Consider the following 19,592-nt stretch of genomic DNA (forward strand, 5'->3'; position numbering starts at 1 on the left):
GATGAACGCAACCTATGCGGCTGATGCATTCCTGGGGCAGACGGTGCTGGTGACCGGCGGCGCTCAGGGGATCGGGCTGGCGATCGTCGGCGCCTTTGCCCGGCTGGGCGCCAATGTGGTGATGGCGGACCTGCAGCTGCCGAAGGCGCAGGCGGCGGCGGAAAGCCTGCGGCGCGAGGGCTGGCGGGTGCAGGCGCTGGCCTGCGATCTGGCTGAACCCGGGCAGATAGCCGAGCTGGTGGCGGCAGCGGGTGAGCGGCATCAGCGGCTGGACGTGGTTATCCACAACGCCGCCTATTTCCCGCTGACGCCCTTCACCGACATTGACGCCGCGCTGTTGCAACGCACGCTGAGCGTCAACCTGATGGCGCCGTTCTTTCTGGCGCAGGCGGCGTTGCCGTGGATGCGCCGGCAGGGCGGCGGCAGCATTCTGGTGACCTCGTCGGTGACCGGCCCGCGGGTGGCCTATCCGGGGCTGGCGCACTACGCGGCGTCCAAGGCCGGGGTGAACGGCTTTATCCGCGCGGCGGCACTGGAGCTGGCGGCGGCGGGCATTCGAGTCAACGGGGTGGAGCCGGGGATGATCCGCACCCCGGCGATGGCCAATCTGGGCGGCGCCGAGGTCAATCGGGCGATTGCGGCCGCGGTGCCGCTCGGGCGGCTGGGGGAGCCGGAAGACATCGCCGCGGCGATGGTGTTTCTCGCCTCGCCGGCGGCAGCCTATATCACCGGCCAGACGCTGGTGGTGGACGGCGGCGCACTGCTGCCGGAAGCGAATTCTCTGCTTACTTGACGCTGCAGCGTTGTTGGCTGCAGGCGCGCACTCCAGTCACTTACCTGAGTAAGCTCCTGGGGATTTACGCCCTGGCCGCCTAGCTGCAACGCCAATTAATTTGAGAATTCCGGTGATTGAATCATTGGAGGGCAGCGCACTGCTGTCGGAAGCGAGTTCTCTGCTTACTTGACGCTGCAGCGTTGTTGGCTGCAGGCGCCCGTTCATTTGAGGATGCCGATTCATTGAATCATTTCTTGGCGGGATGGGCGGTCACGTTGGCGGGCATTTGCTCGCCCAGGGTGATCAGCTCATCCAGCAGCGTCATCAGCTGCTCCATCTTCTGCTGCGAGAACGCGGCTTCAATCTCGGCATATCCCTGTTCCACCTGATGGCGCGCCACGTCGTACAGCTCCTGGCCCTGCTGGGTCAGCGAGACGTACAGCTTGCGCTGATCGTTGACCGGCTTCAGGCGGAAGATCAGCTTGTCGCGCTCCATGCGCGACAAAATGCCGGTCAGGCTGGGGCGCAGGATGCAGGTTTCCGCCGCCAGCTCGTGAAATTCTATCGAGCGGCTGTTGGCCAGCACGCGGATGATGCGCCACTGCTGTTCGGTCAGGTTATGGCTTTTCAGGATCGGGCGAAAGAACCCCATGGCTGTTTCACGCGCCTGCAGCAGGGCGATGGTTAAGGACTCATGCATAAGTTTATGCCTTAGCTATCAAGGTGTTCGGTCCGCGCCGCCGGCCGCCGGAAAACGGAGTGACGGCGCGCAGGCGTTCGATTTTTATTAATAACTTAATAATAGCCAAATTTGCCCCGGCGGATAAAGCGAAAATGCCTCCGGCGATGAAAAAGAGCGCTAAAAATGATTAACAGCTTGAATAATCACGCTTATGTTTCTGTTTTGTGAATATTTTGTTATCGCGATCACAAATCAATCCACGCGCATTGCGTAAAAGCTGAACAGCGTATAAAAGTAATCATTAACATATTAATGAATGCCGGTTGTCATGTTCTGTCACTAAAGGAGTTTGCATGAAAGGCACCGTATTTTCCGTTGCGCTGAACCACCGCAGCCAGATTGACGCCTGGGATCAGGCGTTCCACCAGCCGCCGTATAAAACCCCGCCCAAGACCCCGGTGTGGTTTATCAAACCGCGCAATACCCACCTCGCCAACGGCGGGGCTATCCCGTTCCCGGCCGGCGAAACGGTGCAGAGCGGCGCCACGCTGGCGGTGATCGTTGGCGATACCGCGCGCAAAGTACCGGCCGACAAGGTGAGCGAGTATCTGGCCGGCTATGCGCTGGCCAACGACGTCAGCCTGCCGGAAAGCAGCTTCTACCGCCCGGCGATCAAGGCGAAGTGCCGCGACGGTTTCTGCCCGCTGGGGGATATCGGCCAGCTGGCGGCGACCGACCGGCTGGAGATCGTCACCGAGATCAACGGCGTGGAGCGGGACCGCTGGTCGACCGCCGATCTGCTGCGCTCGGTGCCGGAACTGATCGCCGCCATCAGCGATTTCATTACCCTGCGGCCGGGCGATGCGGTGCTGATCGGCACCCCGCACCAGCGGGTGGAGATCAAACCGGGGGATGAGGTGACGGTGCGCGCCGCCGGCCTGCCCACTCTGACCAACCGCGTGAGCCAGGCAGGAGAATAACCATGAGACACGCCCGTATTCGCCATCATGGCCAGATTGTTAACGTCAGCGTGGACGAGCAGCTGCACGTGACCCTGCCAGACGGCAACATCCTGAATGAGCACGACGTCGAGTGGCTGCCGCCGGCGCAGGGCACGGTGTTCGCCCTGGGCCTGAACTACGCCGATCACGCCAGCGAGCTGGAATTCAAGGCGCCGGAGGAGCCGCTGGTGTTCCTCAAGGCGCCGAACACGCTGACCGGCCACCGCCAGGTGTCGGTGCGGCCGGCCGGGGTGGAATACATGCACTACGAGGCCGAGCTGGTGGCGGTGATCGGCAAAACCGCGCGCAACGTCAGCCGCGAAGACGCCATGGACTATGTGGCCGGCTACACCCTGTGCAACGACTACGCCATCCGCGATTACCTGGAAAACTACTACCGCCCGAACCTGCGGGTGAAGAGCCGCGACACCCTGACGCCGATCGGCCCCTACATCGTCGATCGCGACGACGTCGCCGATCCGCACCGGCTGGCGCTCAGCACCTACGTCAACGGCGAGCTGCGCCAGCGCGGCAATACCGCCGACATGATTTTCGATATTCCGTTCCTGATAGCCTACCTGAGCGAATTCATGACGCTGCAGCCGGGCGACATGATCGCCACCGGCACGCCGAAGGGGCTGGCCGACGTGCAGCCGGGCGACGAAGTGGTGGTGGAGATCGAGGGCATCGGCCGTTTGGTTAACCACATCATCAGCGAAAAAGATTACGAGGAGAGCCTGCGATGAAAACCATCAACCACTGGATCGACGGCAAGAACGTCGCCAGCCAAGACTATTTCACCACCAGCAACCCGGCCAACGGCGAGGTGCTGGCCGAGGTGGCGTCCGGCGGCCAGCTGGAGATCGATCAGGCGGTGGCCGCCGCCAAAGCGGCTTTCCCCAAGTGGGCCAACACGCCGATGAAGGAGCGCGCGCGCCTGATGCGCCGCCTGGGCGAGCTGATCGATGAAAACGTGCCGCAAATCGCCGAGCTGGAAACCGCCGACACCGGCCTGCCGATCCACCAGACCAAAAACGTGCTGATCCCGCGCGCGTCGCACAACTTCGAATTCTTCGCCGAAATTTGCCAGCAGATGAACGGCAAAACCTACCCGGTGGACGACAAGATGCTCAACTACACGCTGATCCAGCCGGTCGGGGTGTGCGCGCTGGTGTCGCCGTGGAACGTGCCTTTCATGACCGCTACCTGGAAAACCGCGCCCTGCCTGGCGCTGGGCAATACCGCGGTGCTGAAGATGTCCGAGCTGTCGCCGCTGACCGCCGATCGTCTGGGCGAGCTGGCGCTGGAAGCCGGCATCCCGGCCGGGGTGCTGAACGTGGTGCAGGGCTACGGCGCCACCGCCGGCGACGCGCTGGTGCGCCATAAGGACGTGCGGGCGGTGTCCTTCACCGGCGGCACCGCCACCGGCCGCCGCATCATCGAGAGCGCCGGGCTGAAGAAGTTCTCCATGGAGCTGGGCGGCAAATCGCCGGTGCTGATCTTCGAGGATGCCGACATCGAACGCGCGCTGGACGCCGCGCTGTTCACCATCTTCTCGATCAACGGCGAACGCTGCACCGCCGGTTCGCGCATCTTCATTCAGGAAAGCATCTACCCGGAATTCGTTAAACGCTTCGCCGAGCGCGCCAACCGGCTGCGGGTGGGCGATCCGCAGGATCCCAACACCCAGGTGGGGGCGTTGATCAGCCCGCAGCACTGGGAAAAGGTCTCCGGCTATATCCGCCTGGGGATAGAGGAAGGGGCGACCCTGCTGGCCGGCGGCCCGGACAAGCCGGCCGGCCTGAGCCACGGCAACTTCCTGCGCCCGACGGTGCTGGCGGACGTCGACAACCGGATGCGCATCGCGCAGGAGGAGATCTTCGGGCCGGTGGCCTGCCTGCTGCCGTTCAAATCCGAAGAAGACGGCCTGCGCATGGCCAACGATGTGGAGTACGGCCTGGCATCGTACATCTGGACGCAGGATGTGAGCAAGGTTCTGCGCCTGGCCCGCGGCATTGAGGCGGGCATGGTGTTCGTCAACACCCAAAACGTGCGCGATCTGCGCCAGCCGTTCGGCGGCGTCAAAGCCTCCGGCACCGGCCGCGAGGGCGGCGAATACAGCTTCGAGGTGTTCGCCGAGATGAAAAATGTGTGCATTTCCATGGGTGACCACCCAATCCCGAAATGGGGCGTCTAAGCCTCAGGCCACAACAAAAACGAAAGAGATGAGAACGATGACGACAAAACTTACCACCCAGGCTGTCCCCGCTCCCGACGTTGTGCGCTGCGCCTATATGGAAATTCAGGTAACGAACCTTAAAGCGGCGCGCGAATTTTACGTCGATATCCTTGGCCTGGTGGTCACCGCCGAGGATGAGAAAACCCTGTACCTGCGTTCGATGGAAGAGTTTATCCACCACAACCTGGTGCTGCGCGAAGGCCCGGTGGCCGCCGTTGCGGCCTTTGCTTTCCGCGTGCGCACGCCGGAAGACGTCGACCGCGCCGAAGCCTATTTCAACGCCTTGGGCTGCCGCACCGAGCGCCGGGTGAAGGGCTTCGTCAAAGGCATCGGCGATGCGGTGCGGGTTGAAGATCCGCTCGGCTTTCCGTACGAGTTTTTCTACGACGTGCAGCACGTCGAACGCCTGGCCTGGCGTTACGATCTCTACACGCCGGGCGCGCTGGTGCGCCTCGATCACTTTAACCAAATTACGCCCGACGTCCCGCGAGCCGTGGAATACATCCAGGGGCTGGGCTTCCGCGTAACGGAAGATATCCGCGATGAAAACGGCGTGGTTTACGCCGCCTGGATGCGCCGCAAAGCCACGGTGCACGATACCGCGATGACCGGCGGCGCCGGGCCGCGCATGCACCATATCGCCTTCGCCACCCATGAAAAGCACAACATTCTGGCCATTTGCGACAAGCTCGGCGCGCTGCGCAAATCCGATTTGATCGAACGCGGCCCCGGCCGCCACGGCGTCTCCAACGCCTTCTATCTCTATCTGCGCGATCCCGATGGCCATCGGGTGGAGATCTATACCCAGGACTACTACACCGGCGATCCGGATAACCCGACCGTGACCTGGGATGTGCACGACAACCAGCGCCGCGACTGGTGGGGCAACCCGGTGGTGCCGAGCTGGTACACCGAAGGATCGCAAGTGTTGGATCTCGACGGCCAGCCGCAGCCGGTTATCGAACGCAGCGCGCCAAGCGAAATGGCCGTCACCATCGGCGCAGACGGTTTTTCCTACACCCGCGAGGGCGATACGGAAAAAGGCTTCAAGCTCGGCAACACCCTGTAACCACCGCCGCGCGGGCGCCAGCCCGCGCAAATTCGCCGTTCGGAGATTGCTATGCCGCATTTTTATGCTGAATGCACCAATAACATCCGCGAAGAGGCCGATCTTCCCGCCCTGTTCGCCAGGGTCAATCAGGCGCTGGCGGACACCGGCATTTTCCCGCTGGCCGGGGTGCGCAGCCGCGCCATCTGGCTGGACACCTGGCAGATGGCCGACGGCAAGCAGGATTACGCCTTCGTGCATATGACGCTGAAGATTGGCCACGGCCGCAGTCTGGAAAGCCGCGAACAGGTCGGCGAGATGCTGTTCGCGCTGATTAAGCAACACTTCGCCGCGCTGATGGCGCAGCGTTATCTGGCGCTCTCTTTCACCATGGAAGAGCTGGATCCGGTGCTGAACTACAAGCAGAACAACGTTCATGCGCTATTTCGCAAAGCCTGAGAAAGGGGTCGTACATGCTGGATAAACAGCTGATTAACCGTGCGGTGCAGCGCCTGCATCAGGCGGAGCAAAACCGTGAACAGATCCGCGCGCTGTCGCTCGATCATCCCGAGATAACCATCGAAGACGCCTACGCCATTCAGCGCCAGTGGGTGGCGCTGAAGATTGCCGAGGGGCGCACGCTGAAAGGCCACAAGATTGGCCTGACTTCGCGCGCCATGCAGGTCAGCTCGCAGATCTCCGAGCCGGACTACGGCGCGCTGCTGGACGACATGTTCTTCAACGACGGCAGCGATATTCCTTTCGATCGCTTTATCGTGCCGCGGGTGGAGGTGGAGCTGGCTTTCGTGCTGGCCAAGCCGCTGCGCGGGCCGAACTGCACGCTGTTCGACGTGTATAACGCCACGGACTACGTCATCCCGGCGCTGGAAATTATCGACGCGCGCAGCCACAACGTCGATCCGCAGACCCAGCGGCCGCGCAAGGTGTTCGACACCATTTCCGACAACGCCGCCAACGCCGGTGTGGTGATGGGCGGGCGGCCAATCAGGCCGGATGCGCTGGATCTGCGCTGGATCTCCGCACTGCTGTATCGCAACGGGGTGATCGAAGAGTCCGGCGTGGCGGCGGCGGTGCTCAATCATCCGGCCAATGGCGTGGCCTGGCTGGCCAACAAGCTGGCGCCTTATGAGGTGGAGCTGGAGGCGGGGCAGGTGATCCTCGGCGGTTCCTTCACCCGGCCGGTGCCGGCCAGGCGCGGCGACACCTTCCACGTGGACTATGGCCCGATGGGCTGCATCAGCTGCCGCTTCGTTTAGGAGAAAATCGATGTTAACCAACCACTTCAAACGGGCGCTGCAGGAAAAACGCCCGCAGATCGGCCTGTGGCTCGGCCTGTGCAGCAGCTACAGCGCCGAACTGCTGGCCGGCGCCGGTTTCGACTGGCTGCTGATCGACGGCGAACATGCGCCCAACAACGTGCAGACGGTGCTGGGCCAGCTGCAGGCGATAGCGCCTTATCCGAGCCAGCCGGTGGTGCGCCCGCCGTGGAACGACGCGGTGATGATCAAACAGCTGCTGGACGTCGGCGCGCAGACCCTGCTGATCCCGATGATCCAAAACGCCGAGCAGGCGCGCGAAGCGGTGCGCGCCACCCGCTATCCGCCGCAGGGCATCCGCGGCGTCGGCAGCGCTCTGGCGCGCGCGTCCCGCTGGAACCGGGTGCCGAATTACCTGCAGCAGGCCGACGAGGAAATGTGCGTGCTGGTGCAGATTGAAACCCGCGAGGCGGTGAAAAACCTCGACGCCATTTTGCAGGTGCCAGGGGTGGACGGGGTGTTTATCGGCCCGGCGGATCTGAGCGCCGACATGGGCTTCGCCGGTAATCCGCAGCACCCCGAAGTGCAGCGCACCATCGACGACGCCATCGCGCGCATCAGCGCCGCCGGCAAGGCGCCGGGCATTCTGATGGCCAACCGGGAGCTGGCGCAGCGCTATCTGGCGGCCGGCGCGCTGTTCGTCGCCGTCGGCGTAGACACCACCCTGCTGGCGCGCGCGGCGGAATCCCTGGCGAGCGACTTCAAGCAGGGTAGACCGGAAGCGCCATCCCCGAGCGTTTATTAATCGGAGCCACCATGAACCACGTCGATTCGCTGCCGCCGGCCAACCCGGCGCAGCAACATAAAGCGTTAACCGCCGCCGAGCAATCGGTGATTAAAAAGTTATTTCGGCGCCTGATTATTTTCCTGTTTGTGCTGTTTGTTTTCTCTTTCCTCGACCGCATCAATATCGGCTTCGCCGGGCTGACGATGGGCAAGGATCTTGGTCTCAGTTCGACCATGTTCGGCCTGGCGGCGACGCTGTTCTACGTCACTTACGTGATCTTCGGCATTCCGAGCAACATCATGCTGGGCATCGTCGGCGCGCGGCGCTGGATCGCCACCATCATGGTGCTGTGGGGCATCGCCTCCACCTGCACCCTGTTCGCCACCGGGCCGACCAGCCTGTACCTGCTGCGCATGATCGTCGGCATTACCGAGGCCGGCTTCCTGCCGGGCATTTTGGTCTACCTTACCTACTGGTTCCCGGCATTTTACCGCGCCCGCGCCAACGCGCTGTTCATGATCGCCATGCCGGTCACCATGGCGATCGGCTCGCTGGTCTCCGGCTACATTCTGGCGCTGGACGGGGTGATGAACCTGAAGGGCTGGCAGTGGCTGTTCCTGCTGGAAGGCATTCCGTCGGTGCTGCTGGGCGTGGCGGTGTGGTTCTATCTCGACGACACCCCGGCCAAGGCCAGGTGGCTGACCGACGAAGAAAAAGCCAGCCTGAAGGCGATGATGGACGCCGACAGGCTGCAGCTGGTGCAGCCCGGCGGCCCGAGCAGCCAGCACGCGCTGCAGCAGCGCAGCCTGTGGCGTGAGGTCTTCACGCCGGTGGTGCTGATGTACACGCTGGCCTACTTCTGCCTGACCAACACCCTGAGCGCCATCAATATCTGGACGCCGCAGATCCTGCAGAGCTTTAACCAGGGCAGCAGCAATATCGTGATCGGCATTCTGGCGGCGATCCCGCAGATCTGCACCATCGCCGGCATGGTGTGGTGGAGCAAGAGATCCGATCGTCTGCAGGAGCGCAAGCACCATACCGCGCTGCCGTACCTGTTCGCCGCCGCCGGCTGGCTGCTGGCTTCGGCCACCGATCACAGCCTGATCCAACTGCTGGGGATCGTGATGGCCTCGGTCGGTTCCTTTACCGCCATGGCTATCTTCTGGACCACGCCGGATCGGTCGATCAGCCTGGAGGCGCGGGCGGTGGGGATCGCGGTGATCAACGCCACCGGCAACATCGGATCGGCGGTCAGCCCGCTGTTGATCGGCTGGTTCAAGGACGTGACCGGCAGTTTCAACTCCGGGCTGTATTTTGTTTCGGCGCTGTTGATTGTCGGCGCCGTACTGGTGTGGCGCATTCCGATGACGGGATCTCGCCCAAGGGCGACGCCTTAATCGACAGGATCTTGAGGAGGATGGCGTGCAGAAAAGTACCGGCTTTATCGCCAATATCGATATTTGCAAAGAGTACGACGCGCGTTACGCCGCTGATGAGGTGCATTACGAAACCTTCGCCGGGCTGGCGGCGTTCTTTGGCCGCGACATGCAGGTGCACTGGCACGACTGCTTCTTTCAGGTGCACTTTCTGGAGACCGGCAAGATAGAGCTGCAGCTCGACGATCAGCACTATTCGGTGCAGGCGCCGCTGTTTATCCTCACGCCGCCGTCGGTGCCGCATGCGTTTTTCACCGAACCGGACAGCGACGGCCACGTGCTGACGGTGCGCCAGGAGCTGATCTGGCCGCTGCTGGAGCGGCTGTACCCCGGCAGCAACCTGGCGCTGGACATGCCGGGCATCTGCCTGTCGATGGCCGACGCGCCGCAGGAGCTGACGGCGCTCAGCCATTACTGGGCGCTGATCCGCCGCGAGTTCAGCCAGGGGCTGGCCGGGCGCGAGCAGACGCTGGCGCTGCTGGCGCAGGCGGTGTTTACCCTGCTGCTGCGCAACACCGCGCTGGAGGACAGCGCCAACAGCGGGGTGCGCGGCGAGCTGAAGCTGTTCCAGCGCTTCAACAAGATGGTGGACGAACGCTTCCGCGAGCATCTGCCGGTGCCGGAGTATGCGCAGGCGCTGGGGGTGACCGAATCGCGCCTCAACGACCTGTGCCGGCGCTTCGCCAACCGCCCGCCGAAGCGGCTGATCTTCGACCGCCTGCTGCGCGAGGCCAAGCGCATGCTGCTGTTCAGCGCCTGTACGGTGCATGAAACCGCTTATAGCCTCGGCTTCAAGGATCCGGCCTATTTCGCCCGCTTTTTCAACCGGCTGGAAGGCTGTTCCCCCTCGACCTACCGCGCGGCGCAGCACGCCCTTTCGTAACCGCGATCACAGTTTGCAGCGATGGCGGCAAGCCGGCCTGAAAAGTACCGGCGATTGCCGCAAAAGTCTCTTCTCGAAACCGGCATTGGGGGCTTCAATTAAGCAACCAAAGGAAAACATTTTTTTAACAAAATCGAATCCATTGCCGAGGATCATCAGATGAAACCAGAAGACTTTCGTGCCGACAGCAAACGCCCGTTCACCGGCGCCGAGTACCTGAAAAGTTTGCAGGACAGCCGCGAAATCTACATTTACGGCGAGCGGGTGAAAGACGTCACCACCCATCCGGCGTTCCGCAACGCGGCGGCCTCGGTGGGCCAGCTGTACGACGCGCTGCACGATCCGGCCAGCCAGGATCGCCTGTGCTGGAACACCGACACCGGCAACGGCGGCTACACCCACAAATTCTTCCGCTACGCCCGCAGCCCGGAAGAGATGCGCCAGCAGCGCGACGCCATCGCCGACTGGTCGCGCCAGAGCTACGGCTGGATGGGGCGCACCCCGGACTACAAGGCGGCGTTCGGCTGCGCGCTGGGCGCCTATCCGGAATTTTACGGCCAGTTCGCCGACAACGCCCGCCACTGGTACAAGCGGATCCAGGAAACCGGGCTGTACTTCAACCACGCCATCGTTAACCCGCCGATCGACCGCCACAAGCCGGTCAACGAGGTGAAGGACGTCTACATCCAGGTGGAGAAAGAGACCGACGCCGGCATTATCGTCAGCGGCGCCAAGGTGGTGGCCACCAACTCGGCGCTGACCCACTACAACTTTATCGGCTTCGGTTCGGCGCAGGTGATGGGCGATAACCCGGACTTTGCGCTGATGTTCGTGGCGCCGATGGACGCCGAAGGGGTGAAGCTGATCTCGCGCGCCTCCTACGAACTGGTGGCCGGCGCTACCGGCTCGCCGTTCGACTACCCGCTTTCCAGCCGCTTCGACGAGAACGATGCGATCCTGATAATGGATCATGTGCTGATCCCCTGGGAAAACGTACTGATCTACCGCGATTTCGACCGCTGCCGCCGCTGGAGCACCCAGGGCGGCTTCGCCCGGCTGTTCCCGCTGCAGGCCTGCGTGCGCCTGGCGGTGAAGATGGACTTCATCACCGCGCTGCTGCAAAAGAGCCTGTCTTGCACCGGGGTGCTGGAGTTTCGCGGCGTGCAGGCCGATCTGGGCGAAGTGGTGGCCTGGCGCAACCTGTTCTGGTCGCTGAGCGACGCGATGTGCGCCGAAGCCACCCCATGGGAAAACGGCGCCTACCTGCCGGATTCCGCCGCGCTGCAGACCTACCGGGTAATGGCGCCGATGGCCTACACCAAGGTGAAGCACATCATCGAGAAGAACGTCACCAGCGGCCTGATCTACCTGCCGTCCAGCGTGCGCGACATGAACAACCCGGAGATCGACAAGTATCTGTCCCGCTATGTGCGCGGATCGGACGGCATGGATCACGTTGAACGCATCAAGATCCTCAAGCTGATGTGGGATGCCATCGGCAGCGAATTCGGCGGCCGCCATGAGCTGTACGAGATCAACTACGCCGGCAGCCAGGATGAGATCCGCCTGCAGTGCCTGCGCCACGCGCAGGGATCCGGCACCATGGATCGGATGATGCAGATGGTCGACAAGTGCCTGGCGGACTACGATCAGCACGGCTGGAAGGTGCCGCACCTGCATAACAATGGCGATATTAATCAGCTGGATAATCTGCTGAAGTAATTCAGGAGGAGGTTTATATGTCTCAGGAAAATGAACAGCGCTTACGCTTTCGCGACGCTATGGCCAGCCTGTCTGCGGCGGTGAACATCGTCACCACCGACGGCCCGGCGGGGCGCTGCGGCATCACCGCCACCGCGGTGTGCTCGGTGACCGATACGCCGCCGACGCTGATGGTGTGCATCAACCGCAACAGCGCGATGAACCCGGTGTTTCAGGGCAACCGGCGGCTGTGCGTCAACGTGCTGAACCATGAGCAGGAGCTGATGGCGCGCCATTTCGCCGGCATGACCGGCGTCAGCATGGAAGAGCGTTTCCGGCTGGAAGAGTGGCAGCGCGGCCCGCTGGGCCAGCCGGTGCTGCGCAATACGCTGGCCAGCCTGGAAGGCGAGATCGAGCAGATCCAGAGCATCGGCACCCACCAGGTGTATCTGGTGCAGATCACGCAAATCACTCTGAGTGAAACCGGCAACGGGCTGATCTACTTCAAGCGCAACTTCCATCCGGTGATCCATCAGATGGCGGCGCTGGCGTAAACGATAGGGGCGCCGCGCTGCGCCCCTTGGCCTCAGCTCTTGTTGGCCGCCAGATCGCCCACCAGCCGGTTAACCGGATCGCTCATGTTGGTGAATTTGCTCAGTTCCGAGCGGGTCACCACCACGAATACCCCCACGTTTTTCTGCGGGATCATCGCCATATAGGTGATGAAACCGCCGCCGCCGCCGGTCTTCTGAATAATGCCCGGCAGGCCGTCCTTCGGCGCCATATACACCCAACCCAGGCCCAACGCGTCCGCCTGCCCAGGCACGTCCATGCCTTTCAGCGACACCAGATCGTTACGCTGGAAATACATGGTCTGTTCGCTGGCGGCGGTGGACTTGCGCGGGCCGCCGGCGTTGGAGGAGAGGAACTGCTGCATCCAGCGCTGCATGTCGCGCGGGGTCGAGTAGACGCCGCCGCTGCCCGCCGCCGCGGTGGTGTCGCGGCAGGCGCTCGGGCCGGCCGAAGCCACCATCAGGCGCGAACATTGTTCGGCGCTGGGCGTCAGGGTGGTATCGACCATCCCCAGCGGTGCGGTGATTTTCTCCTTCAGCAGCAGGCTGTAGGGTTTGCCCGCGGCGCGCGACAGCGCGTCGGCCAGCAGGTCATAGGCCAGGTTGGAATAGGAGGCGCGCACGCCCGGCGGCACCGTAACGTTGGCGTGCTCCAGCCACTGCCAGCGCTGCGCCTTGGTCGGCCAGGTGAATACCGGCGTCTTCGGCGGCTTTTTGCCCGGCTGTTCGCGCGGCAAGGCGCTGGTGTGGGTCGCCAGGTTCAGCAGAGTGATCGGCTGGCGCGCGTTGTAGGCCGGCACGTTGGCGCCTTTAGGCGCGTATTTGCGCAGCGGGTCGGTCAGTTTGACCTGGCCATCCGCCGCCATTTTGACCATCACTTCGCTGGTCATCAGCTTGGTGATTGAGGCGATGCGGATCAGCGAGTCCGGGCGCGGGCGCAGGTTGTTGCCCGGGCTGGTGTCGCCAAAGCTGCGGTTAACCACCTGATTGCCGTCGATGACCACCAACGCCATACCGGTGGCGCCGCTGTTATAGAAAATATGTTCGGCATACTGGTCGACGATTTGCGACGCCAGCTGCGGGGGCGCGGCCTGCACGGCCAACGGCGCGGCGCACAGGCCCAACGCCAGCGCTAAAGCGGAGAAAGAGTTCTTCAACGGTCGTTATCCATTTAAAAATGCAGCGGGGAAAAGGCGAAATCCATGGCCCAGTGTAATGCGCCCGGTGCCCGGCTGCATGTGGAAAAAAGAGCGATTTGGCGAAAATTTTTTTGACGGTTTCCGGCCTACTGCGCGCGGGCGAAAATGGCGATCACTTCATCCAGATGCGCCTTCATCGCCTTGCGCGCGCCGCGCACGTCGCGGGCCTCGATCGCCGCCAGGATCGCCCGGTGCTCCAGCTCGGAACGGTGCGGCATGTCGTCCGGCGTGTAGTGGCGTTGCAGCACGCGGAACATGCTGCCGTAGCGGTGGCCGAGCAGGTGGCCGATGATGAACGCGTAGGCCGGGTTACCGCTGGCCTGAGCGATGCGGATGTGGAACAGGCGATCGCCAGGATGGGTGGCGGAGTTGGCGCGGTTATCGCGGCAGTTCTGCTCGTAAGCGGCGCGGATGCCGGCCAGCTCTTCGTCGGTGGCGTGCCGGGCCGCCAGCGCGGCGGTTTCCGGTTCGATCAGCAGGCGCGTTTGCAGCAGCGAGAACGGCGGCAGCTCGGCGTTGAAATCCAGTTCGATGTTCAACTCGTCATCGATCTCCGCCCACTGGTTACGCCCGGCCTGCGCCATGACCGGCTCCTGCGACGCCGCGGTTTGCGCGCGAACGATCACGCCGTTGCCGACTTTGACATCCACCAACCCAATCACTTCCAGCGCGATCAGCGCCTCGCGCACAGAGGCGCGGCTGACCTGCAGCTGCTGGGCAAGATCGCGTTCCGAAGGCAGACGGCTGCCGGGCGGAAATTCGTTGTTCTCGATCAGCCGCTTTAACTGGTCGGCTATCTGTCTGTAAATACGCGGGTTTTCCAGTCGGGTGATCGGCATTTTTTACCTTTGGCTATTCGATGTTAAGTGATATGGCGCACAAATATTGCTCAAGCCGCTTGAGTAATGGTTATTCAAGTGTAAAAAATTGGTTAATCGAAATGCTGTTTCAAATGTTTTTCATTGACTGCTTACCCAAACGATAACGCGTAAAGCGTCTTTTGTCATGTTAAAGGCCTGACCTTTAAACGCCATTAGTGGCCTGACCATTAGACCTTTAAAGCCAAGGAGACGAGATGGACTTAACCGGGAAACGCGTGCTGATCACCGCCGCCGGGCAGGGGATCGGTTTCACCACCGCCAGGCTGTTCGCCGCCGCCGGCGCCGAGGTGATCGCCAGCGACATCAACACCGAACGGCTGCAGGGCAGCGCCGGGATCCGCGCGCTGCAGCTGAACGTCACCGACCCGGCGGCCATTGCCGCGGCGGCGGAAAGCATTGGCCCGATCGACGTACTGTTCAACTGCGCCGGGGTGGTGCACAGCGGCTCGATCCTCGAGTGCAGCGAGGAGCAGTGGGCGTTCGCCCTCGATCTCAACGTCACCGCGATGTTCCGCACCATCCGCGCCTTCTTGCCCGGCATGCTGGCGCGTGGCAAGGGCTCGATTATCAACATGTCTTCGGTGGCTTCCAGCATCAAGGGCGTGCCGAACCGCTTCGCTTACGGCGCCAGCAAGGCGGCGGTGATCGGCCTGACGCGCTCGGTGGCGGCGGATTACGTCACTCAGGGCATCCGCTGCAACGCCATCTGCCCCGGTACGGTGGAATCGCCGTCGCTGCGCCAGCGCATCCATGAGCAGGCGCGCGAACAGGGCCGCAGCGAACAAGAGGTGTATCAGGCATTCGTCGCCCGCCAGCCGATCGGCCGCATCGGCACCACCGAAGAGATTGCCCAACTGGCGCTGTATCTGGCTTCCGACGCCAGTTCCTACACCACCGGCACGGTGCAGATTATCGACGGCGGCTGGAGCAACTGAGGGATGGGCCATCAGGCTATTCATTTTCTGGAGAGAGGAACGCATGAAACTTTTACGCTATGGCCAACCCGGGCAAGAACGCCCGGGCATTCTCGATAAGCGCGGCCAAATTCGCGATCTTTCGCAGCATATCGCCGACATCGGCGGCGAAGCGTTGCTGCCTGCCGCACTCGACAAGCTGCGCGCGCTGGATCTCAGCAGCCTGCCGCTGGTGGCTGGCCAGCCGCGGCTGGGGGCCTGCGTCGGCAACATCGGCAAGTTTATCTGCATCGGCCTGAACTACGCCGACCACGCGGCGGAAACCGGCGCGGCAATTCCCAGTGAACCCGTGGTGTTCAGCAAATGGACCAGCGCGGTGGTCGGGCCGAACGATCGGGTCGAAATCCCGCGCGATTCGCTCAAAACCGACTGGGAAGTGGAGCTGGGGGTGATCATCGGCCAGGGCGGACGCTACATCAGCGAACAGGACGCCATGAGCCACGTCGCCGGTTACTGCGTGATCAACGACGTCTCCGAGCGTGAGTTCCAGATTGAACGCGGCGGCACCTGGGATAAGGGCAAGGGCTGCGACACCTTCGGGCCAACCGGCCCCTGGCTGGTGACCGCCGACGAAATCGCCGATCCGCACGGCCTGAACCTGTGGCTGGAGGTGGACGGCAAGCGTTATCAAGACGGCAACACCAGCACCATGATTTTCCGCATTCCGCAGATCGTCAGCTATCTGAGCCGCTTTATGAGCCTGCAGCCGGGCGACGTGATTTCGACCGGCACGCCGCCGGGCGTCGGCATGGGGCAGCAGCCGCAGCCCGTTTATCTGCGGGCGGGCCAGACGATGCGTCTGGGTATCGAAGGGCTGGGCGAGCAGTGCCAGCAGACCGTACAGGCTTAACCGGGAGCAGCCTCATGACCACCATTACCGCACTGCGGGTTGAAGACATTCGTTTCCCCACCTCGTTGGGGCTGGACGGCTCCGACGCCATGAACCCGGATCCCGATTACTCCGCCGCCTATGTGATCCTCGAAACCGATCGCGCGGATCTCAGCGGCCATGGGCTGACGTTTACCATCGGCCGCGGCAATGAGATCTGCTGCGCGGCGATCCGCGCGCTGGAGCACCAGATCGTCGGCGTTAGCCTGGAAGAGATCGCCGCCGATATGGGCGCCTTCTGGCGGCGCTTCACCAGCGACAGCCAGCTGCGCTGGATCGGGCCGGACAAGGGGGCTATCCATCTGGCTACCGGCGCGGTGATCAATGCCGTCTGGGATCTGTGGGCCAAATCGCTCGGCAAGCCGGTGTGGCGGCTGGTGGCGGAGATGACGCCGGAGGAACTGGTGCGCTGCATCGACTTCCGCTATATCACCGACTGCATCACGCCGCAGGAGGCGCTCAGCCTGCTGAAACAGCGGGCGGCCGGCAAGGAGCAGCGCCTGGCGCGGCTGCTGGAGGAAGGCTACCCCTGTTACACCACCTCGGCCGGCTGGCTGGGCTACCCGGACGACAAGCTGCGCCGGCTGTGCCGGCAGGCGGTCGACGCCGGTTTCTCTTACCTAAAGCTGAAGGTCGGGCGTGACCTGGAGGATGACATTCGCCGGGTGCGTATCGCCCGTGAAGCGATCGGCCCGGATCGTCGGCTGATGATCGACGCCAATCAGGTGTGGGAAGTCGGGGAGGCCATCCCCTGGGTCAACCATCTGGCGTTCGCCAAGCCCTGGTTTATCGAGGAGCCGACCAGCCCGGACGATATCGAAGGGCATCGCCGCATCCGCGAAGGGGTGCATCCCATTAAGGTCGCCACCGGCGAGATGTGCCAGAACCGCATCATGTTCAAACAGTTCATCATGCGCGAGGCGATCGACGTGGTGCAGATCGACGCCTGCCGTCTGGGCGGCGTCAACGAAGTGCTGGCGGTGATGCTGATGGCGGCCAGGCATAACCTGCCGGTGTGCCCGCACGCCGGCGGCGTTGGGTTATGCGAGTACGTGCAGCACCTGTCGATGATCGACTACCTGTGCATCGCCGGCACGCACGATGGCCGAGTGATCGAGTACGTCGATCATCTGCACGAGCACTTTGTCGATCCCTGCGTCATTCGGGGCGCGGCCTATATGCCGCCGAGCCGGCCCGGCTATTCGATCGAGATGCATGCGTCGTCGATCGAGCAGTACCGGTTCCGCGGTTGAAGGCCATGTTGCGCATTGACGCTCACCAGCATTACTGGCGCTACCGCCCGCAGGACTACGGGTGGATCGGCGAATCGATGGCGGCGCTGCGGCGGGACTTTGGCCCCGCGCAGCTGCAGCCGCTGCTGCAACGGCACGAGCTCGACGGCGCGTTGGCGGTGCAGGCGCGCCACAGCGAGCAGGAAACCCTGACATTGCTGGCGCAGGTCGAGGCGATCGGCGGCCCGAACGGCGTGGTGGGCTGGCTGGATATCGCCGCGCCGCAGCTGGCGCAGCGGCTGGAGGCGCTGGCGCAACGGCCTGCGCTGCGCGGCCTGCGGCATCAGGTGCAGGATGAGGCGCAGCCGGCGGAATGGCTGGCGCGGGCCGAAGTGCAGCGCGGCATGCGGGAGCTGCAGCGCCGGGGGTACGTGTACGAGATGCTGGTGACGCACCGGGATCTGGCGGCCGCAGCGCAGTTCGCCGCCCGTCATGACGATTATTGGCTGGTGCTGGATCACCTGGGCAAACCGGATATCGCCCGTGGCGCGCAGCACTGGGCGCAGCAGATACGGCCGCTGGCGGCGCTGCCGCACGTAGCCTGCAAGCTGTCGGGGCTGATCACCGAAGCGCCGGGCGGCCAGTGGCAGGCACGGCAGCTGCTGCCGTTTTTCGAGGCGGCGCTCGAGGCGTTCGGTCCGCAGCGGCTGATGTTCGGTTCCGACTGGCCGGTGTGCCTGCTGGCGGGGGATTACCGCCAGGTCTACCAACTGTGCGAACAGGCGGTCGCGGCGCTGGGGCCTGCGCAGCAGGCGGCGATTTGGGGCGGCACCGCCGCTCGGGTTTATGGTTTAACGGAGTCTGGTTATGGATCTGTACCTGCAAAATAACGTGGTGATTGTCACCGGCGGCGGCTCTGGCATCGGCGCGGCTATCTCTCAGCTGCTGGCCGAAGAAGGGGCGATCCCGGTGCTGGTCACCAACGCGGCGCCGGATGCGGCGTTTCTCGCCGGGCTGCAGCGGCTGCAGCCCAAAACTGAGGTGATCCTCACCGAACTGTGCGAAGAGGCGAGCTGCCGCCAGGCGGTAGACCAGACGCTGGCGCAGTTCGGCCGCATCGACGGGCTGGTGAACAACGCCGGGGTCAATGACGGCGTCGGGCTGGAAGCGGGGCGTGAGGCCTTTGTCGGCTCGCTGGAGAAAAATCTGGTGCACTATTACCTGATGGCGCATCTGTGCCAGCCGGCATTGCAAAGCAGCCGCGGCGCCATCGTCAACATTGCCTCCAAGACCGCGCTCAGCGGCCAGGGCGGCACCAGCGGCTATACCGCCGCCAAGGGGGCGGTGCTGGCGCTGACGCGCGAGTGGGCGGTGTCGCTGCGCCATGAAGGCGTACGGGTGAACGCGGTGGTGCCCGCCGAGGTGATCACCCCGCAGTACCAGCGCTGGATCAACAGCTTCGAACAGCCGCAGCGGCAGTTGGAGAAGATCACCGCCCGCATTCCGCTTGGCCAGCGCATGACCACGCCGCAGGAGATCGCCAACACCGTGGTATTCCTGCTCTCATCGCGCTCATCGCATACTACCGGACAATGGCTGTCGGTAGACGGCGGCTATCTGCACCTCGATCGGGCGATTACATGAGCGGCGCGGCGGCAGGACGGCGGCGCTTCTGCCAGGCGCTGGATCTGGTCGACTCGCCGACGCTGATCGACGAGTACCGGCGCCATCATCAGCGCATTTGGCCGGAAATCGCCGACCATTTGCGCCGGCACGGCATCCTGGATATGGAAATTTACCGGCTGGGCACCCGGCTGTTCATGGTTGTGGAGGTCGGCGCCGATTTTGACGCCGCGCGCTTCGCCGCCGCCGGGCTGGACAATCCGCAGGTGCAGCGCTGGGAAGCGCTGATGTGGCACTACCAGGCCGCCACCCCCTGGACGCCGCAGGGCGAAAAATGGGTGGCGATGGAGCGGATATTCTCGTTGCAACAACAATAATCTGAGGATACAT

At 63.3% G+C, this 19,592-nt stretch carries 21 protein-coding genes; 18 read left to right on the forward strand and 3 right to left on the reverse strand.

All coding sequences use genetic code 11. From position 1 onward, the window contains the following. Nucleotide 1 precedes the first annotated feature (1 nt). Nucleotides 2–793, forward strand: coding sequence for an SDR family oxidoreductase (locus tag KHA73_RS02630; RefSeq protein WP_234588361.1), 792 nt, complete (start codon nucleotides 2–4; stop codon nucleotides 791–793). 229 nt (nucleotides 794–1,022) lie between these two features. Here KHA73_RS02630 and hpaR read toward each other — a convergent pair whose 3' ends face one another. After that, nucleotides 1,023–1,475, reverse strand: coding sequence for a homoprotocatechuate degradation operon regulator HpaR (gene hpaR, locus KHA73_RS02635; RefSeq protein ID WP_234588363.1), 453 nt, complete (start codon nucleotides 1,473–1,475; stop codon nucleotides 1,023–1,025). A gap of 335 nt (nucleotides 1,476–1,810) precedes the next feature. Between hpaR and KHA73_RS02640 the strand changes: the two genes are divergently transcribed. From KHA73_RS02640 to KHA73_RS02690, 11 genes are all read left to right on the forward strand, one after another. Beyond that, nucleotides 1,811–2,437 (forward strand): fumarylacetoacetate hydrolase family protein, encoded by a 627-nt coding sequence (locus tag KHA73_RS02640; RefSeq protein ID WP_234588381.1) that lies wholly within the window; start codon nucleotides 1,811–1,813, stop codon nucleotides 2,435–2,437. Between the two features lie 2 nt (nucleotides 2,438–2,439). Beyond that, the gene (locus KHA73_RS02645; protein WP_234588391.1) at nucleotides 2,440–3,204 is read left to right on the forward strand and encodes a fumarylacetoacetate hydrolase family protein; all 765 of its coding nucleotides are present in this window, start codon (nucleotides 2,440–2,442) and stop codon (nucleotides 3,202–3,204) included. After that, nucleotides 3,201–4,655 (forward strand): 5-carboxymethyl-2-hydroxymuconate semialdehyde dehydrogenase, encoded by a 1,455-nt coding sequence (gene hpaE, locus KHA73_RS02650; RefSeq protein WP_234588393.1) that lies wholly within the window; start codon nucleotides 3,201–3,203, stop codon nucleotides 4,653–4,655. Before KHA73_RS02645 ends, hpaE begins: the two co-directional genes overlap by 4 nt. A gap of 37 nt (nucleotides 4,656–4,692) precedes the next feature. After that, nucleotides 4,693–5,766 (forward strand): 3,4-dihydroxyphenylacetate 2,3-dioxygenase, encoded by a 1,074-nt coding sequence (gene hpaD / locus KHA73_RS02655; protein WP_234588395.1) that lies wholly within the window; start codon nucleotides 4,693–4,695, stop codon nucleotides 5,764–5,766. 51 nt (nucleotides 5,767–5,817) lie between these two features. Then, a complete protein-coding gene (locus KHA73_RS02660; RefSeq protein WP_234588406.1) occupies nucleotides 5,818–6,204 on the forward strand; it encodes a 5-carboxymethyl-2-hydroxymuconate Delta-isomerase in 387 nt (128 codons plus the stop codon). A 14-nt stretch (nucleotides 6,205–6,218) separates the two neighbouring features. Continuing rightward, entirely contained in the window at nucleotides 6,219–7,022 is an 804-nt protein-coding gene (hpaH, locus tag KHA73_RS02665; protein WP_234588408.1) for a 2-oxo-hept-4-ene-1,7-dioate hydratase, read from the forward strand. Between the two features lie 10 nt (nucleotides 7,023–7,032). Next, the gene (hpaI, locus tag KHA73_RS02670; RefSeq protein ID WP_234588409.1) at nucleotides 7,033–7,827 is read left to right on the forward strand and encodes a 4-hydroxy-2-oxoheptanedioate aldolase; all 795 of its coding nucleotides are present in this window, start codon (nucleotides 7,033–7,035) and stop codon (nucleotides 7,825–7,827) included. A gap of 11 nt (nucleotides 7,828–7,838) precedes the next feature. Next, nucleotides 7,839–9,209: a 4-hydroxyphenylacetate permease gene (gene hpaX, locus KHA73_RS02675; protein WP_234588411.1), complete on the forward strand. Its 1,371-nt coding sequence runs from the start codon at nucleotides 7,839–7,841 to the stop codon at nucleotides 9,207–9,209. Nucleotides 9,210–9,234: 25 nt separating this feature from the next. Further along, nucleotides 9,235–10,131, forward strand: coding sequence for a 4-hydroxyphenylacetate catabolism regulatory protein HpaA (hpaA, locus tag KHA73_RS02680; RefSeq protein WP_234588412.1), 897 nt, complete (start codon nucleotides 9,235–9,237; stop codon nucleotides 10,129–10,131). A gap of 159 nt (nucleotides 10,132–10,290) precedes the next feature. Beyond that, nucleotides 10,291–11,853: a 4-hydroxyphenylacetate 3-monooxygenase, oxygenase component gene (gene hpaB / locus KHA73_RS02685; RefSeq protein ID WP_234588414.1), complete on the forward strand. Its 1,563-nt coding sequence runs from the start codon at nucleotides 10,291–10,293 to the stop codon at nucleotides 11,851–11,853. Between the two features lie 17 nt (nucleotides 11,854–11,870). Then, nucleotides 11,871–12,386: a 4-hydroxyphenylacetate 3-monooxygenase reductase subunit gene (locus KHA73_RS02690; protein WP_234588416.1), complete on the forward strand. Its 516-nt coding sequence runs from the start codon at nucleotides 11,871–11,873 to the stop codon at nucleotides 12,384–12,386. Nucleotides 12,387–12,418: 32 nt separating this feature from the next. Here KHA73_RS02690 and ampH read toward each other — a convergent pair whose 3' ends face one another. Continuing rightward, nucleotides 12,419–13,561 (reverse strand): D-alanyl-D-alanine-carboxypeptidase/endopeptidase AmpH, encoded by a 1,143-nt coding sequence (ampH, locus tag KHA73_RS02695; RefSeq protein WP_234588418.1) that lies wholly within the window; start codon nucleotides 13,559–13,561, stop codon nucleotides 12,419–12,421. A gap of 128 nt (nucleotides 13,562–13,689) precedes the next feature. Beyond that, the gene (locus KHA73_RS02700) at nucleotides 13,690–14,442 is read right to left on the reverse strand and encodes a FadR/GntR family transcriptional regulator (RefSeq protein ID WP_234588420.1); all 753 of its coding nucleotides are present in this window, start codon (nucleotides 14,440–14,442) and stop codon (nucleotides 13,690–13,692) included. A gap of 236 nt (nucleotides 14,443–14,678) precedes the next feature. Between KHA73_RS02700 and KHA73_RS02705 the strand changes: the two genes are divergently transcribed. The 6 genes from KHA73_RS02705 to KHA73_RS02730 are packed head-to-tail and all read left to right on the forward strand — an operon-like array spanning nucleotide 14,679 to nucleotide 19,579. Further along, entirely contained in the window at nucleotides 14,679–15,419 is a 741-nt protein-coding gene (locus KHA73_RS02705) for an SDR family oxidoreductase (RefSeq protein WP_234588422.1), read from the forward strand. A gap of 43 nt (nucleotides 15,420–15,462) precedes the next feature. Beyond that, nucleotides 15,463–16,308, forward strand: a complete 846-nt coding sequence (locus KHA73_RS02710; RefSeq protein WP_234588424.1) for a fumarylacetoacetate hydrolase family protein — start codon at nucleotides 15,463–15,465, stop codon at nucleotides 16,306–16,308. A 14-nt stretch (nucleotides 16,309–16,322) separates the two neighbouring features. Continuing rightward, nucleotides 16,323–17,600, forward strand: coding sequence for an L-fuconate dehydratase (locus KHA73_RS02715; RefSeq protein ID WP_234588426.1), 1,278 nt, complete (start codon nucleotides 16,323–16,325; stop codon nucleotides 17,598–17,600). A 5-nt stretch (nucleotides 17,601–17,605) separates the two neighbouring features. Then, complete coding sequence (locus KHA73_RS02720; RefSeq protein ID WP_234588428.1) at nucleotides 17,606–18,469, forward strand: amidohydrolase family protein; 864 nt, start codon at nucleotides 17,606–17,608, stop codon at nucleotides 18,467–18,469. After that, nucleotides 18,447–19,223 (forward strand): L-fucose dehydrogenase, encoded by a 777-nt coding sequence (locus KHA73_RS02725; protein WP_234588437.1) that lies wholly within the window; start codon nucleotides 18,447–18,449, stop codon nucleotides 19,221–19,223. The genes KHA73_RS02720 and KHA73_RS02725 overlap by 23 nt, the downstream gene beginning before the upstream one ends. Further along, a complete protein-coding gene (locus KHA73_RS02730) occupies nucleotides 19,220–19,579 on the forward strand; it encodes an L-rhamnose mutarotase (protein ID WP_234588447.1) in 360 nt (119 codons plus the stop codon). The genes KHA73_RS02725 and KHA73_RS02730 overlap by 4 nt, the downstream gene beginning before the upstream one ends. Nucleotides 19,580–19,592: the final 13 nt, after the last annotated feature.

It is taken from the genome of Serratia entomophila, assembly GCF_021462285.1.
In the GTDB taxonomy this organism is placed as follows: domain Bacteria; phylum Pseudomonadota; class Gammaproteobacteria; order Enterobacterales; family Enterobacteriaceae; genus Serratia; species Serratia entomophila.

What these genes read in the sequence shown, in the direction of transcription:
- KHA73_RS02630 (WP_234588361.1), top strand. Translation starts at nt 2, where the DNA reads ATGAACGCAACCTATGCGGCTGATGCATTCCTGGGGCAGACGGTGCTG.
- hpaR (WP_234588363.1), bottom strand. Translation starts at nt 1,475, where the DNA reads ATGCATGAGTCCTTAACCATCGCCCTGCTGCAGGCGCGTGAAACAGCC.
- KHA73_RS02640 (WP_234588381.1), top strand. Translation starts at nt 1,811, where the DNA reads ATGAAAGGCACCGTATTTTCCGTTGCGCTGAACCACCGCAGCCAGATT.
- KHA73_RS02645 (WP_234588391.1), top strand. Translation starts at nt 2,440, where the DNA reads ATGAGACACGCCCGTATTCGCCATCATGGCCAGATTGTTAACGTCAGC.
- hpaE (WP_234588393.1), top strand. Translation starts at nt 3,201, where the DNA reads ATGAAAACCATCAACCACTGGATCGACGGCAAGAACGTCGCCAGCCAA.
- hpaD (WP_234588395.1), top strand. Translation starts at nt 4,693, where the DNA reads ATGACGACAAAACTTACCACCCAGGCTGTCCCCGCTCCCGACGTTGTG.
- KHA73_RS02660 (WP_234588406.1), top strand. Translation starts at nt 5,818, where the DNA reads ATGCCGCATTTTTATGCTGAATGCACCAATAACATCCGCGAAGAGGCC.
- hpaH (WP_234588408.1), top strand. Translation starts at nt 6,219, where the DNA reads ATGCTGGATAAACAGCTGATTAACCGTGCGGTGCAGCGCCTGCATCAG.
- hpaI (WP_234588409.1), top strand. Translation starts at nt 7,033, where the DNA reads ATGTTAACCAACCACTTCAAACGGGCGCTGCAGGAAAAACGCCCGCAG.
- hpaX (WP_234588411.1), top strand. Translation starts at nt 7,839, where the DNA reads ATGAACCACGTCGATTCGCTGCCGCCGGCCAACCCGGCGCAGCAACAT.
- hpaB (WP_234588414.1), top strand. Translation starts at nt 10,291, where the DNA reads ATGAAACCAGAAGACTTTCGTGCCGACAGCAAACGCCCGTTCACCGGC.
- KHA73_RS02690 (WP_234588416.1), top strand. Translation starts at nt 11,871, where the DNA reads ATGTCTCAGGAAAATGAACAGCGCTTACGCTTTCGCGACGCTATGGCC.
- KHA73_RS02700 (WP_234588420.1), bottom strand. Translation starts at nt 14,442, where the DNA reads ATGCCGATCACCCGACTGGAAAACCCGCGTATTTACAGACAGATAGCC.
- KHA73_RS02705 (WP_234588422.1), top strand. Translation starts at nt 14,679, where the DNA reads ATGGACTTAACCGGGAAACGCGTGCTGATCACCGCCGCCGGGCAGGGG.
- KHA73_RS02710 (WP_234588424.1), top strand. Translation starts at nt 15,463, where the DNA reads ATGAAACTTTTACGCTATGGCCAACCCGGGCAAGAACGCCCGGGCATT.
- KHA73_RS02715 (WP_234588426.1), top strand. Translation starts at nt 16,323, where the DNA reads ATGACCACCATTACCGCACTGCGGGTTGAAGACATTCGTTTCCCCACC.
- KHA73_RS02720 (WP_234588428.1), top strand. Translation starts at nt 17,606, where the DNA reads ATGTTGCGCATTGACGCTCACCAGCATTACTGGCGCTACCGCCCGCAG.
- KHA73_RS02725 (WP_234588437.1), top strand. Translation starts at nt 18,447, where the DNA reads ATGGATCTGTACCTGCAAAATAACGTGGTGATTGTCACCGGCGGCGGC.
- KHA73_RS02730 (WP_234588447.1), top strand. Translation starts at nt 19,220, where the DNA reads ATGAGCGGCGCGGCGGCAGGACGGCGGCGCTTCTGCCAGGCGCTGGAT.